Origin of the sequence: Gardnerella sp. DNF00476 (assembly GCF_049262735.1) — a bacterium.
GTDB classification, from domain to species: domain Bacteria; phylum Actinomycetota; class Actinomycetes; order Actinomycetales; family Bifidobacteriaceae; genus Bifidobacterium; species Bifidobacterium vaginale.
Map to the genome: position 1 here is coordinate 203823 of NZ_CP058401.1, position 14362 is coordinate 218184.

The following is a 14362-nucleotide window of genomic DNA, read 5'->3' on the forward strand; positions in this document are numbered from 1 at the left end:
ATGTCTAAAACCATGCCGATGGTTAAAAGATCCAGTTCGCAAATACTAATCCCGATTTCGGTGCATCTAAGAAGAAACAACGCGGTTGTCATTTGCCGTGTTGTTGCTTTAAATTTTTTTTAGATTTTACTTCAGTTTCCAAGTTTGCTCCCCAAAGTTCTAGAATTTCAGGAAGAATCTCGTAGATAGAAAACATTTCAAACTCGTCAAGCCACTCATCAATACTCGCTGGAATACTATTATCCGCGTGATAAGCCATGATATAAGCCACGTTTTCAAAAATTTCAAGATCTGCTATTTCAAAAACACCCTCGTTGATTTTGAAAGACTGCTCTAATTTTGACAGGTCTTTGAAAATATCACGCTTGAATTTAATACGATACAGTCTTGGAATAGTGGCGGAAGAACGAAACTTCACGTCTTTACCATTTACTTTTACTGTTTTTTCTAACACTTTTACCCCTTTAAAACTTATTTGTTTTCCGCGCTAACTTGCGGAACGTACACGCTCTTATACCATTTCTCATAGGTTTCTTTTGAAGTAGTGTCACCGCTACGGGATTTCACCAAACCATCTTCTCTAGGATCAGCTGTAAGCGACAAAGTTTCCGTACCCGGTTCTATAGTGTCTTCCTTAGTTTCTGACTCGATAGACGGTCGTGTTGCTGAACAGTTATATAAAACGTGTCTGATAGCGTTCACGTCACCATCAAACTCAAACAGGAGCGCGAATTTTTCTGTTTCACTAATCTTCGCGTTTTCAACCAGAACACCGTTTTTATCTAGTTCTTCTCGTAGTATTTCCGTCCTAAACCATTCAGGTATAAGAGCAATTTCCAAGTCGCCACTGTAACCGTTGTTAGCAGTCGACCTGAAGTAAACAATCCCGTCAGCGTAAAACGGTGAGGATTCACCCTCAGCCTCAAGGCTTATACTCACCGCCCCCGGAATCGGCTTAGGCTCATCGTAGGAGAAACCACTCGAATCTTTTTTAAGTTTTGCCGCGTACACGTTTTTCAGATTGTATTTAACCTTGTTTCCCATTTATTGTTACCTCCATTTCAAAAATGTAGAGTGTTTCATAAAGCTGTTCTGACTCTATGAACGCTTCTGTTTTGTTATAAAAAATGCCGTGCTTATCAAGCACGGCTTCAACTTGTTCTTCCAGTACGGGGTTCTTATAGTCTGCGTATAGTTCAATATGAACTTCGTTTGCTTTAAAATACGTTTTCCCGTCTGCAGAAAAATTACTGCTCGCAGGCGTAAGAAACACAAGAAACGGTGGGGAAGGTGATTCTCCTTCAGCAAAATGATGGTAAGCAAAAGGAAAACCTATCTCTTGCATAATGTTTAAAAGTTTAGTCATGTTCTATCGCCTCCCTTATTTTTTCTTCGAAACTTTTAACTGCTTTTTCTTCTGCAAGCTTAATGTGTGCTCTTGCCTCAACGCGTCCGCCGCCTCGTTTAGCATGACCGTACTCTAACAAGTGTGTAAGCTGATACTTGTTTCTAGAATGCACTACGAGAACTAGTCTGCTGCCTGTTTCGTTTAATGTTTTAACCGCCCAACTTTTCGCATACGCTCCAGTTCGTTTAGGAGCTGTCATGTTAATTTCTTCTTTTGCTGTTTTACCAGCGTTTTTTACTGCTTCTTTTACTTTTCCGGTTGTAACTTTCGCGTAAGTTTTAAGCTCTCTAATAACTTCTTTAGAGAGGCTGCCAATACTTACTTTGCTCACTTTTTACACCTCTTACAGTGAAGTTTCAGGCTTTTCTTCTTATAATTCATGTGGTCAACACCTAAAATCTCGTAAACCGTATCACGGAAAATAATCCTGTAACCAAGAGATGAGACTACGGCTGTTTCTTTCGAATAGCGGATAGTAAAATCTATTTTTGACTCATCCCACACGTTTCCTGCCGAAGTCTGCTCAGATGGGCTTTCAGCACTCACCGTAGCGTAACACTCGTAATATTTACTCCACTTAATCTTATGGTTACCAACCTCATCAACCTCTACACTGTTTTTAAGCAGCATAATACGCTCGTTTAATAAACTTATTCTCATTTAAAACCCCGTTTTTCTAACAGTAAAAAGCATCGAACGTAAAGTGAGAGTTAGCGTGTGATGGTCTGCTTCTTCCCGATGCTCATACAAGTATCCTGTAGCGTATAAGACTGCGAGCCGATACTCGTCAAAGTTTTCACTAATCAAACTAGTATCGTTTTTACGAGCTACTCCCTGGCAGAGTTTTTCAGCAGAACGAATAAGGGTGTTGATAAGCTCATCATCTTCTCTACTATCCACCCTAAGATAGTTTTTTGCTTCCTCGACTGTAACTATCATCAACACCCCTCCTTAACTTTTAGCCGTCTTTTAAGCTGCTACGCTTGTTTTAACAGGCAGAATCTGTACTGCTTCTTTAAGCACGAGTTTGCCGTCTACACGCTCTTTAGCAACGAAACCTATCATGCCGTTTCCAGCGAAAAGCTCGGTAAGCTCTTTAAACGAGCGTGAACCACGGTCACCAATGTTGTAGTACGAGTAGTCACCAAAAGCCACCATGTTTTCAGGCGCGTAAGCAGACGTGTATACCGGGTATCCGAGAATCCTGTTCGGCTCATCATCCTGGTATGAAGGCTGCCAAACGTACGCACCGTTATTGTCTTTAAGTTTTCGTATGCTCGCGACTGTTTTATCGTTCATAATAAAACTCGCGTTTTTACGGTATGGTCGCCTCAAAGCGTGAACAAGATCAATCAGATCATCAGTTTTAATACCGGCAGTTTCTTTAAGGAACGTGCCGCCGTCTTTCTTGTTGAAAATACCAGTCGGTTTTCCCACACCATCACCGTTAAGAAAAGCGTCTTCCTCAGCGTTAGCCAGCGCCATGCCGAAGGATGTGAGAAGATGATTCTCAAGATTAAATGCATTATCATGCAAGAGTTCTTCAGTAACTTTTACCGCAACGTGAAGCTTATGAGCGTCAAGCAGGATTTGTGCGAACTTGGAATCCCCAAAGTTAAGGCTTGCGCCTTCTTCAATCCAAGCTGCTGCAGGATCACTCATCGCAATATTAATCTTATGCTCTCCACTAGTAGTAATCGTGGTAGCAAGAGAGCGAATAATGTTTTCTTCTTTCAACGTTTCAATCAGACGATTATCGTATTCTTCCGGCACAAGATACCCGCCGTCAGCGTCAATTCCTTCTTGAAGAATATTGTCCAACTTTTTGAAGTTAGAGCGTAGAGCTGTAAGCATTGCCTGCTTATACTCGTCACGCGCACGACCTTGTTTTTCAAGGTTAGCACCTGTTTTCATAGGTTTTGCAACAATCGCCTCAGATGTTGGTTTTGAAAGCTCCTTATCCATTACTTCCATCTGCTCCAAGCGATCAATTTCCGTACTGTAAGCTTTCACTTTCGCTTCCATCTCATCATAGGTTTTCGCGTCTTCTTCTGAAATAAGCCCGTCCTTGTCACGTTTAGACTCAAGGAAAGCTTTCGCACCCTGCCAGGCCTTGTTACGTTTCTCAACCATGTTTGAAATAGTGTTCATCATGTTTACCTCCAATTTTTGATTAAAAAAAGACGATCCATAAGATCGTCTGCACTAATATTGTTTGTTTCCTTACCGCTTATCCGGCAGGCTTTAGATATTTTTTCCAATAACGTGTTTTGCACGCTTGCTTTCGAATACAATGTTGAAACCTGTGGTATGCCAATATCAGTGGTTTCACCTCTAGTTAAAACACCGTCAGCGAACCCGAGTTCTACCGCCTTGTTAGCATCCATCCACGTTTCCGAATCCATTAAATGCGAGAGTTTCACACGGTTAAGCCCTGTTTTAATCTCGTAAGCGTTAATAATGGACTCTTTGACCTCATCAAGCATTGATATTGCTTTTTCCATTTCGTTTCTGTTTCCAAAAGCAACAGTCATAGGATTATGAATCATAAGCATTGACACCGGGCTCATATAAACCTTTGTGCCAGCCATCGCAATAACCGATGCCGCCGACGCAGCAATCCCATCAATCTTGACCGTCACACAACCCTTGTAATCCATGAGCATGTTATAAATTTGTGCCGCAGCCACACAATCGCCGCCAGGCGAGTTAATCCACACGGTAATATTCCCACTACCAGCGTTTAACTCGTCTTTAAAAAGTTGTGGTGTAATATCATCATCAAACCATGATTCTTCAGCAATCGTACCGTTAAGAAACAGTGTCCTCTCCAATATTTCATTTGACTCCTGATTTTCCTTCTGGTTTTTCCACTGCCAAAACTTCCTCATTACCTTGTTCCTCCTTTCCGCTACTGTTTGCGAACGCTCCCGCACGGTTAAGTGGGAGCATGTTACCGTTAATCAAATACAAGTCACCACCCTCACAGGCAGGAATCTTATCCAAGTTTTCTAACTGTCTAATATCGTTCGCGCTCATCCAACCGTTTTGACGAGCGGTAGCATAACCATTCATACGACTCTGATAGTCTCCTCGAAGAAGACCATCCACGTTAAACTTCACATAATAAGTTTCTTTCTCCTTATCAGTAAAAAGCCGCCTCGTAATAGACTGTTCAAAACGCGCCACCCAAGGATCCAGCGTGTATTTCACAAACTCCAGCGACTGCTGTTCAATATTAGAAAAACTCGATTTTTCCAAATCACCAACCATGTGTGGTGGGACTCTAAAAATACGAGCGATCTCGTTAATCTGAAACTTACGAGTTTCAAGAAACTGTGCTTCGTTAGGCGAAATAGAAATAGGCGTATACTTCATGCCTTCCTCTAAAATCGCTATCTTATGCGAGTTAGAACCCGAGAACCCCTTATTCCAACTATCCCTCATACTTTGAGGATCTTTTACTGTACCGGGGTATTCCAAGATTCCGCTTGGTGTAGCACCGTTAGCAAAAAACGATGCACCATACTCTTCCGTAGCTATCGCCATGCCAATAGCGTTTTTTGCCATCGCAATAGGCGAATAGCCAACAAGCCCGTCAAAACCAAGACCGGGAATATGAAGCACGTCAAAGGGTTTAAGTTTCACACTCGTTTCTTTACCCGCTAAAACATCACTATCATTTAACGTATACTCGTAAAAAATTTGACCACTCTCATCCCGGTCAACTCTCATACGATCAGGCATTAAAGGGTATAAGCCTAAAACCTCGCCTTTACCGTTTCGAATAATCTGCGCGTAAGCATTACCCCATAACAGTAGATGCGTCATCAAGGTTTCTCTAAACACGAAGCTTGTCATTTCAAGATTCGGCTCATCATGAAGCACCTTATACAAAGGATGTTTAACCGCTTTAGCCGTACCCGTACTCGTGCGCTCATACACGTGAAGCGGCAGGCTCGCCACCGCCTCAGACAGGATACGCACACACGAGTAGACAGCCGTCATCTGCATCGCCGAACGCTCATTCACCCTCTTACCGGACGAAGAAGCACCCATTAAGAAACGATAACCGCCGCCTAACATCCTGTTTTCAGGCTTATCTCTACTCTTAAAAATCTTACTGAAAATATTCACGACCCACCTCCTTACATGAATAGGATTCCTCGACTGTCATACACGCTTTGAGTGTTCGCGTTACCGCATCTGATAGCACGGTCAAGTGCCATAATGGTTGCGATAGCACCGTCGATTTTCTCGGTTGATTTTTCCTTATCTGCCTTAATGTTTCCTGCCGGATCTGTCCTAATAAATATGTTGTCCATGTTCCAGCGAAGCACCGGATGCCCAGAGTGTGCGATTTTCTGCTCGAGCGTAAGCTTCATAAGCTCCTTGGTAGGCGGACTCATATCCTTAAATCCCTGTCCGAACGGAACCACAGTAAACCCCATGTTTTCAAGATTTTGCACCATTTGTACCGCGCCCCAACGGTCGAAAGCAATCTCACGAATGTTGAAACGTTCACCTAAAGCTTCGATGAATTTTTCAATAAACCCGTAGTGAACAACGTTTCCTTCCGTAGTCTTAATAAAACCTTGTTTTTCCCACACGTCATACGGCACGTGATCTCGTTTCACACGTAAACTCAAGGTTTCTTCAGGCACCCAAAAATATGGTAGGATACGAAACTTATCCGACTCATCTAAAGGCGGAAACACAAGCGAAAAAGCCGTAAGATCGGTAGTGCTTGAAAGGTCAAGACCCCCATAGCAGACCCTGCCCTCGAGTTCTCCTTCGTTCACCTGAAAAGCGCAAGCATCCCATTTTTCCATCGGCATCCAACGAATAGACTGTTTCACCCACTGGTTAAGACGAAGCTGACGGAAAGCATTCTCTTCACCAGGATTTTGCCGAGCTGACTCGAAAGCAGCCTTAACTTTCTCCATTTGAACCGTCACCCCAAGAGAAGGATTAGCTTTCTTCCACACCTTAGGATCCGTCCAATCATCCGAATCTTTTGCACCATAAATCACGGGGTAAAAAGTTGGATCAATTTTCCTACCCTCGAGAATATCCACTGCTTTCTGATGCGTCTCATAGCAGATCGAATGCGTATCCGTACCAGCCGTGGTAATCAGAAAATACAGTGGCTGCATGCGAGCATCCCCGGAGCCTTTAGTCATCACGTCAAAAAGTTTACGGTTTGGCTGCGTGTGAAGCTCATCAAACACAACACCGTGAATGTTAAACCCGTGTTTAGAGTAGGCTTCAGCCGACAAGACTTGGTAGAAACTGTTAGTTGGTAGGAAAATAATACGTTTTTGCGAAGCTAAAATTTTAACCCTACGATTAAGAGCCGGACACATTCTAACCATGTCCGCCGCCACATCAAACACGATCGTTGCCTGCTGACGGTCCGCCGCACAACCATAAACCTCGGCTCGCTCCTCATTATCCCCACAGCATAAAAGCAGTGCCACTGCAGCAGCAAGCTCACTTTTACCCATCTTCTTAGGTATCTCAATATACGCGGTATTAAACTGACGGTAACCATTCGGTTTCACCACGCCAAACAAGTCTCTAATAATCTGCTCCTGCCAGTCAAGGAGCTTAAAAGGCTTACCAGCCCACGTTCCTTTCGTGTGTGTTAAACATTCGATAAAACTTACAGCATAATCCGCTAAATCCTTACTATACGTTGAATCTTCTTTTTTAAACTTAGTAACCTCGTATTTTTCCAACTTAAGCTCCTCCTTTCTTTAGGCATAAAAAAAGACGCCTGCTTGCGCCCTTTCAAAGAAAAAGCAGCAAACCCTTCGATTTGCCGCTTTAACCTATCGAGATAAATTTTCGAATGATGCATTCATCATAAGTTTTTTATCTTGAATTTTTCGTCATCACTATTCCTTCTATGAAGCCAATCTTCCATATAAAAGCCTACCAAAACGACAGCCTGCAATAACGAAGAAAAAGCACCAAAATTCACTGAAAATGGGATTGCTACAGCAATAGTAATAATCCAAACTGCACCAGGTATAATCCATTTATTTGCTTTTCTGCTTTTAACAACGTAAATTTCAAGTCCGGCTAAAACAATGCCCATCACCAAGTAAAGAAGCAATAACTCTCTATTCATTTGCTTGTCTCCTTTCATTGTATTTATCAATCAGTTTCTTAGTAGTTTCATAATCATATTTATCTTGCAAAGCTAAAGACTTAATGAACTTCACGTACGGATCTTCATCCACCTCCATAAGCTTTACCTTTTCAATTAACTGATTAAGATTACTTCTGATTATGTGGTAGGAGCTATCATAATAGTCAGCCATGCTCTTCAATGATCCAGACGATAAAATGAACTGCTTAATAAACGCTATTTCATTATCATCGAGATTAAAGATCCAATCATTCTTCATAAGCACGCTCCTTTTTCTCTTATATTAACACAATTTCTAATAATATTCAATAAGAAGCTTTTATTTTCAATTTTATTCGACTGTCAATTTAATTTACTTTGAAAAGCGTACAATAATAACCCAAGCATAAAAAAGACGCCTGCTTGCGTCCATATCGTTTATATCTTCTACGAGAAACAGGGCCTTAAAAGCCCTGCTGCTTTTAATAAAATTTCAGTTTTTAGTTTCTAGCATCGAGGATCATTTCTAAAGCCTCATTTGCAAGCTTATCTGTTGGCATAATATCCCAGCCTCTATCGTAGTTTGCGATAACCTTGTTATTGTTTTTCAAAGTAAGCTTGGAAATTCTTCCCTGGTTAATCCCATATTCGCTTGGCTCTTCAAAAACCTTCATGCTGTAGCTTACAACCTGATCTTCTACTCTAAGCGTGCCTTGTTCCCACATGGTTTTGCTCCTTTTTCTGTGCTTTTTGTTAGTACTATATATCACTCTAAAAGCACAGAATAGCAAGTCATAAATGAGAAAAAATCGCAGGTAATTCCACGATTTTTCTTTGGTTTTTGCCAATTCTGTTTTTAGTTTCTTGCTTGTTTAATCGCTTGGTAGGCTTTTTGAATATCCTTGTCCAAGGTTTCAGCATCCGCGAACAGTTCAAATTCCGTATCGTTTAGTTTTCCTTCGCTTAACTTCCAAAGTTCCTCGTGGGCCTGCTCAGCACAGGTTTTTGCTGTTTGTGCAATGTCAAGCATGCTGATAGCCGAACTAATTTTTCCTTCTTCAGCTTTTTTGATTGCGTTTAGAGCGTAGCGTCTGCAGGCTTTAACTTCGCTTGTAAGTCTTTGTAAGGTTTCTTTTTTCATAGGTTTTTCTCCTTTGCTTTTGCTGATACTATATATCACTCTAAAAGCACATATTATCAAGCAATAAACGAGATAAAACCGCTGGTATTTCCACTAATTATTGTTCTTACAAGTCGCTAATTTTTCGGCACTTATCCACGCCATAAACAACGCTTAGCCCGCTTCCTGTTTCCCAAGAAACCATGATTGAACCCATATCATCAACACCTCGTACTCTGCCTTTAGTGCCGATAGGGGGTGCCTGAACATCATCCATTAAGATAAGCTCTACCAAACAACCTATCGGATAAGTTTTTCTAAGCTTTTCAACCTGTTCTCTACTTACCGTTCTCATCATTCACCTCTTTCGTTTCTAAAAGCGCAGGAGCCTTCTAAACGGGAAAGCAGAATCTTTCTATCCTTTTTAAACTCATCGCCTATAAACCCGAGTCTAAGAAGAAAACATCTGAAGGCATACTTATCGTTAACCGGCTTATGCTTAGTTTCATTCACATGTTTTACTTCCAAACTCATTTTGCAAAGAGCAGAAACAAGCTTCATGTAAGTATCCATATGATCTTGGTCTACGTTTTTAAACCAGGGAAAACTAACTGTTTCATCATTTTCCTCTATTTCAAGGCTTGCCACATCGAGTGCTTTTTTAATTAAATCACCCTTGTTTTTGATGATTTTTCTAAGCTTAGTCACATCCAGCTTATCTTTTGGAAACTCTACTGTAAGCATGCGTGTGCTTTCATCTTGTGTTTTAGGAAGGCTTATACCATAGTCACCCTCAAGTATTTGTTTTAGATCCTTTAGGTCTTCATCATCCGCAGATGTTACTGTCCCAGTTTTACCAACTGTGAAAGGACCTATCTTGTAAGCCATGCTGGGAGTTTTCAGATACACGGCTTTAAGACCCGTTAAATCTTCTATTGCTTGTATGAGTGGTTTTCTTTTAGAACCTTTTAAGCCATATTCTAAGCTCATTTTAATACCTCCTTTAGGTTTTTCCTTGTGTATATACATCACTCTAAAGAAGGTTTATAGCAAGTCTTATGTGCTTTCTTTTCCCTGAAAATAAGCGATATTTTTGAGAACGAAATACACGCAGGGAAGTGCCACGCCGTTGCCCCACATCTTGTATTCTGCCGAATCAGTGTGAGGATTTTTAAGCCATTTGATTATCTGATTTTTGCTTTTAGGCTTACAGGCGTTCGTGACTAGTTTTCGATGTGTTTCAAACACATCCTGCCAAAAGATAAGCTCTTCATCGCTCGGATTTTCCGTTTGAAGACTATCACACCAACAGTCAGGAAAACCCTGCAGTCTTGCACATTCTTTCGGTGTTAAACGTCTAACCACATAGTGTTTATCCTCATTCATATCGTTTACGACAGGAGGATCTTTATAGTCACTTGCCACAAGCGTGTCTGTCATTTCAGCCCGAGCATTCATGTGATGCGAGTTTTTACTCGTAGAATACACTATTGCAAGACCGCCTTGATTAGCTTCAGGCGAGTTTAGCCCTGTGTTAATTGTTCTTGCCAGTTTCGTTTCATACACTTTAGCACGCTTGTTTTTCGTGTTGAGCGATGTTAAACGAACATCAAAACAGGTTTTATCACAAACCACAAAAGGCTGATTATTCCCACCTGTTCCAAACGTGGAAAGCACGGTTTGAGACACGCTAAGAGGCCCTTTATACCGTGAGTCCTGCCCGTGATTTTCAAACACGAGCGGTGGATGGTTTCCCACACTTGCTGTAAGCGTGCCGCTTTTGTTTTCAAACACGTCCATTCTGCTTCCGCCCTGATCGTTTAAACAGTATCTTTCGATTGCATCACCAGTGCCTGTTTCAAAATGTCCGGCAGTTTCTTGCCACGGCTTTCCGCTCGCCGTAAAATCCCCAGGCATGCTTTCTTGCTCAAATAATATTTTTCCGGCACTTTGTCCATCAAAATCTGCGACAAGAAAGATACGTTTTCTTCTCTGGGGTACTCCGAAGTATGAAGCATCAAGTACCCTCCATGCGAGTGAGAAATCTTCTGCCATGACAAGTCCTGCACTGCTCCATTTTTCAGGTCTAGGAGCATTAAACGTATGTCCTTTGACAGCACAGATTTCTTTGATAACTTTCTCGAAGTCTTCTCCTTTATTTGAGGAAAACGCTCCCGGAACGTTCTCCCAAACGATATATCTTGGTTTTTGTCCACCTGTTTTCCTCCTCATCTCTTTAATAATCCGAACCGCTTCAAAAAACAGGTTCGAGCGAGAACCGCTAAGACCTGCCCGTTTACCTGCAATCGACATGTCCTGACATGGGCTTCCAAAGGTGATAATATCAACCGCTTCCACAGCATCGCCTTTAATCTTTGACACATCACCTAAGTGCTTAACATAAGGCAATCTTTTAGTGGTGACTCTTATAGGAAACGGCTCGATTTCACTTGCCCATAAAGGTTTAATCCCTGTAAGCGTAGCCGCTAAAGGGAAACCGCCCGAGCCATCAAAAAGGCTGGCGAGTGTAAGTGTTTTACTCATCGCCAGCCTCTTTCATCATTTCAATTGCCTGCTCGTAGCTATACTGTTTCCCATCTCGTATAAGAAGCACGTCCTTGGTTTTATCATCGTGAAACTTCATATACCGTTTAACCGCAACGTCAATGAATTTAGGTTCAAGCTCCACTCCAAAACAAACTCTGCCAATCTGCTCACAGGCTATAAGCGTGGATGCCGAACCTAAAAACCCGTCTAACACAAGACTGTTTGTTTGCGTGCTTTGTTTAATAAGATAAGCGATTAACGGCACGGGCTTACTGGAAGGATGCCCACAGCCTTCTTCCTTCGAGTTTTTAATCCCATCGAACTCAAACACGGCTGTCTGTTTCTGATCGCCATACCACTTATGTTTACCGTCTTTACGCCAACCGTAAATAATCGGCTCCATGTTAAACTTCCAGTCCGTTCGCATAAGTGGAGCTCTCGGCTTTTTCCAAATTAAACCGGCTGCAACCTTAAACCCCGCGTCCTCAAAAGCATCGTAGAAAACACGTGCTTTCATGGTCGCGTAAAACTCGTAAATAGACGCGTCAGCTGCCATAGAGTTTTTAAAGTTGGTAAAAACTTTCATTAAAAACTCGTAGCCTTCTTTATCGCTTAAATCATCATTTTTAATTTTCCCTGACGCGTTTTCAAGGTTCACGAAATAAGGTGCGTCCGTGCAAACAAGATTTACTTTCGTTTCACCCAGCAGTTTTTCAAACGTGGAAGAATCGGTTGAATCACCGCAAATAATACGATGCTTACCAAGCGTCCATATGTCACCTGTTTTAGAAAAACACGGTTCTTCCAGCTCTTTTTCAACATCAAAATCATCATCGCTTACGTCTTTATCAGCATCAAAAATACTGGAAAGCTCCGCCTCATCAAACCCGAGAAGATCAAGGTTAAAATCAGCCCCTTCAAGCTCCGATAACTCGACTGCTAAAAGCTCACTATCCCAGCCTGCGTTAAGTGAAAGCTTATTATCCGCAATAATATACGCACGCTTTTGTGTTTCAGTTAAATGGTTTTCTTTCACGCACGGAACTTTTTTAAGACCCAGTTTTAGTGCCGCGGCAAGCCTGCCGTGTCCTGCGAGAATCGTATTATCCTCAGCCACTAGAATTGGGGAGAGGAAACCAAACTCGCGAATACTTGCCGCTATCTGAGATACTTGCGCCTCAGAGTGCGTGCGAGCGTTTCTCACATACGGGATAAGCTCACTTACGTCAGCCAGATAATACTGCATTTCTTTTTCCATAAGCTTTCCTCCCGTTAGAAAAGACCCCAGCAAGCGAATTTTTCAAAGCCACCCACCGAGTCAATGTAATCTTTCGCAATTTTCACAATCTGCACATACGGTTTACCATCAACCATCTCGTCCCCGATAGCACAAGAAAACTCAACCACCCGACCGGTTTCCTGTGCTTTCAAAAACGCGTAAATATTAACCGACACATCAGCTTTCGTAAGATCCTTACCATGAAGACCGCCACCCGTAACGGAATCAGCCATGTCTGACCCGAGTTTTCGGTTAACCGCTCCCGTATCCACGCTTATACCACCCGTCCAGTCGCCTAAAGGATTAACAAACGCATTCGGATACTCTTTCAATAAGTCTTCTCGTTTAGCGTGAGACTGGCAGATGATAAGCTTTTCACCATCAAGAACATACTTGCCGTCATACGGATACTTTTCATAAACCTTTCGGACGATAGCAGAGAGTTTCTTCTGTTCGTCTGTTAGTGGTACGCCTTTAAAAATCCCGTTATCAGCGCAACGGACCATGTCGTTTTGGTTTTGGCTTAAATGCTTATCCTGCGGCACGACCGTAATATCAATCTTTACTTTCCCAGGGCTTAAACGGTGGATAATATTTTTAATATCCTTAAACTTAAACATCACCGTGCTTTCAATACACACGGCACACTTACCATGCCCGAGCATCACTTCAACAGCAATCTTCGGATTCTCATCCAGCTTGTAAGCCAGATCAACAATTGCCCCGGCAATACGATCCGCAATCTTGTCGACATGTGACGGGTTTACTTTTTCAATCATGGTTCTTTTCCTTCCTTCCGATTTTCCAACCAGCTGCAATAAAAAAAGGAATGTTCGAAATTTTGATAAATTTCTCTACATTCCCTTTGCTTATCCATTTTCTGTTTTTTGAGCTATTACTCAGCTTTATCAACTGATTCTTATGTGGCTTTCTTCCTCTATTGGCTATAGAAATCTTTTCTTTAACCTGACCATAATTCATGTTGTATCTTCTGCTACACCATTCCAAATTATCGATTCTGTTGTTACTTTTATCTTCGTCAATATGGTTTATGTCAGAATAATCATTAGGATTAGGTAGAAAAGTTAATGCCACAAGTCTATGAACAAGTAGGTTTCTCTTGTTTCCGTTCTTCCATAAATACACCCTTTTATAACCATTACGCTGATAATCACCTTTAAGAATTTGAGTGCTACGTTTTATGCTTCTAATTTTCCCTAAATTAGAAGCTTGGTAATGACCTTCATATTCAGGAATATCTTTCCATACTTCCACATTTTTTCTCCTTATAAGTTTTTACGTGTTAAAAGCAGGCGTTCCATTAAATCGTTTTGAGGTGAAACACCATCAAACTCAGTCGAACAGTTTTCTTTCACAATCTGGAAAATCTCATTCCAAAGCCTGACCGCCTGATTCATGTAGTTAATACCAATATTTATAAAAGGCGATGGTATCGGTTTACCCGTAGTCGGATGCTTGGAAAGAAACCCGAGTTTACTGGTTACTTCCTCACATTGAATCCAACGAGCACAGCTCATCGCATACCGTTCAATAAGAGGAGATGGCACTTTACTGCTCACACCAATGTCTTTTAGCCACTTCCATGTTTCTTCAAAAATTTCTCTAGCCTGAAGCTGCGTACCGTCTTTTTGCGTGGCGGATAAAAACTCGTGAGGCTGAGGCATTTCAGCACCTTCAAGCTCCGGAATATCAAGAACGCTTAAAGGCCTGCCACCGGGGTTTCCTTCATTCGCTTTTTCAACAACTGCTTTCTTTTTACGCCCGGCACCTACGCGTCTGCCGCCACGACCGCCGATATTATTTGATTTTGTAGGCAAACTTTCCGCCTCCTTTCCGCATGAGTTTTAACTA

At 41.8% G+C, this 14362-nt stretch carries 21 protein-coding genes; all 21 read right to left on the bottom strand.

Features of this window, described 5'->3' with window-relative positions; genetic code table 11:
• Positions 1-88 precede the first annotated feature (88 nt).
• The 21 genes from HXT25_RS00810 to HXT25_RS00910 all read right to left on the bottom strand — a co-directional run bounded on the left by HXT25_RS00810 (position 89) and on the right by HXT25_RS00910 (position 14328).
• Entirely contained in the window at positions 89-454 is a 366-nt protein-coding gene (locus HXT25_RS00810) for a hypothetical protein (protein WP_014554474.1), read from the bottom strand.
• 17 nt (positions 455-471) lie between these two features.
• Positions 472-1044, bottom strand: a complete 573-nt coding sequence (locus tag HXT25_RS00815; RefSeq protein WP_422118575.1) for a major tail protein — start codon at positions 1042-1044, stop codon at positions 472-474.
• Entirely contained in the window at positions 1028-1366 is a 339-nt protein-coding gene (locus HXT25_RS00820) for a hypothetical protein (protein ID WP_422118576.1), read from the bottom strand. Before HXT25_RS00820 ends, HXT25_RS00815 begins: the two co-directional genes overlap by 17 nt.
• On the bottom strand, positions 1359-1739 hold the full coding sequence (locus HXT25_RS00825; protein WP_285068273.1) for an HK97 gp10 family phage protein: 381 nt from the start codon (positions 1737-1739) through the stop codon (positions 1359-1361). Before HXT25_RS00825 ends, HXT25_RS00820 begins: the two co-directional genes overlap by 8 nt.
• Entirely contained in the window at positions 1736-2068 is a 333-nt protein-coding gene (locus HXT25_RS00830; RefSeq protein WP_116691917.1) for a phage head closure protein, read from the bottom strand. The genes HXT25_RS00825 and HXT25_RS00830 overlap by 4 nt, the downstream gene beginning before the upstream one ends.
• Positions 2069-2347: a head-tail connector protein gene (locus HXT25_RS00835; RefSeq protein WP_422118577.1), complete on the bottom strand. Its 279-nt coding sequence runs from the start codon at positions 2345-2347 to the stop codon at positions 2069-2071.
• 30 nt (positions 2348-2377) lie between these two features.
• On the bottom strand, positions 2378-3562 hold the full coding sequence (locus HXT25_RS00840; RefSeq protein ID WP_422118578.1) for a phage major capsid protein: 1185 nt from the start codon (positions 3560-3562) through the stop codon (positions 2378-2380).
• 2 nt (positions 3563-3564) lie between these two features.
• Positions 3565-4299, bottom strand: coding sequence for a head maturation protease, ClpP-related (locus tag HXT25_RS00845; RefSeq protein WP_081264724.1), 735 nt, complete (start codon positions 4297-4299; stop codon positions 3565-3567).
• Positions 4247-5545: a phage portal protein gene (locus tag HXT25_RS00850; RefSeq protein WP_422118579.1), complete on the bottom strand. Its 1299-nt coding sequence runs from the start codon at positions 5543-5545 to the stop codon at positions 4247-4249. Before HXT25_RS00850 ends, HXT25_RS00845 begins: the two co-directional genes overlap by 53 nt.
• A gap of 11 nt (positions 5546-5556) precedes the next feature.
• The gene (locus HXT25_RS00855) at positions 5557-7149 is read right to left on the bottom strand and encodes a terminase large subunit (RefSeq protein ID WP_422118580.1); all 1593 of its coding nucleotides are present in this window, start codon (positions 7147-7149) and stop codon (positions 5557-5559) included.
• A gap of 125 nt (positions 7150-7274) precedes the next feature.
• Positions 7275-7544: a hypothetical protein gene (locus HXT25_RS00860; RefSeq protein WP_410310737.1), complete on the bottom strand. Its 270-nt coding sequence runs from the start codon at positions 7542-7544 to the stop codon at positions 7275-7277.
• The gene (locus HXT25_RS00865) at positions 7537-7824 is read right to left on the bottom strand and encodes a DUF2089 family protein (protein ID WP_116691913.1); all 288 of its coding nucleotides are present in this window, start codon (positions 7822-7824) and stop codon (positions 7537-7539) included. Before HXT25_RS00865 ends, HXT25_RS00860 begins: the two co-directional genes overlap by 8 nt.
• 220 nt (positions 7825-8044) lie before the next feature.
• The gene (locus tag HXT25_RS00870) at positions 8045-8269 is read right to left on the bottom strand and encodes a DUF7678 domain-containing protein (RefSeq protein WP_410310738.1); all 225 of its coding nucleotides are present in this window, start codon (positions 8267-8269) and stop codon (positions 8045-8047) included.
• Between the two features lie 131 nt (positions 8270-8400).
• Positions 8401-8685, bottom strand: a complete 285-nt coding sequence (locus HXT25_RS00875) for a transcriptional regulator (RefSeq protein ID WP_422118581.1) — start codon at positions 8683-8685, stop codon at positions 8401-8403.
• Between the two features lie 106 nt (positions 8686-8791).
• Positions 8792-9019 carry a DUF4314 domain-containing protein gene (locus HXT25_RS00880; RefSeq protein WP_422118832.1) on the bottom strand — a complete coding sequence of 76 codons (228 nt, stop codon included), beginning with the start codon at positions 9017-9019 and terminating at the stop codon, positions 8792-8794.
• The gene (locus tag HXT25_RS00885) at positions 9019-9654 is read right to left on the bottom strand and encodes a virulence protein (protein WP_422118582.1); all 636 of its coding nucleotides are present in this window, start codon (positions 9652-9654) and stop codon (positions 9019-9021) included. The genes HXT25_RS00880 and HXT25_RS00885 overlap by 1 nt, the downstream gene beginning before the upstream one ends.
• Positions 9655-9720: 66 nt before the next feature.
• Entirely contained in the window at positions 9721-11208 is a 1488-nt protein-coding gene (dcm, locus tag HXT25_RS00890) for a DNA (cytosine-5-)-methyltransferase (RefSeq protein WP_422118583.1), read from the bottom strand.
• Positions 11201-12469 carry a site-specific DNA-methyltransferase gene (locus HXT25_RS00895; protein WP_422118584.1) on the bottom strand — a complete coding sequence of 423 codons (1269 nt, stop codon included), beginning with the start codon at positions 12467-12469 and terminating at the stop codon, positions 11201-11203. The genes dcm and HXT25_RS00895 overlap by 8 nt, the downstream gene beginning before the upstream one ends.
• A gap of 14 nt (positions 12470-12483) precedes the next feature.
• Positions 12484-13269, bottom strand: a complete 786-nt coding sequence (locus HXT25_RS00900; RefSeq protein WP_422118585.1) for an S-adenosylmethionine synthetase N-terminal domain-containing protein — start codon at positions 13267-13269, stop codon at positions 12484-12486.
• Positions 13262-13765: an NUMOD4 domain-containing protein gene (locus HXT25_RS00905; protein ID WP_004125754.1), complete on the bottom strand. Its 504-nt coding sequence runs from the start codon at positions 13763-13765 to the stop codon at positions 13262-13264. Before HXT25_RS00905 ends, HXT25_RS00900 begins: the two co-directional genes overlap by 8 nt.
• 11 nt (positions 13766-13776) lie before the next feature.
• On the bottom strand, positions 13777-14328 hold the full coding sequence (locus HXT25_RS00910) for a P27 family phage terminase small subunit (protein WP_422118586.1): 552 nt from the start codon (positions 14326-14328) through the stop codon (positions 13777-13779).
• Positions 14329-14362 lie beyond the last annotated feature (34 nt).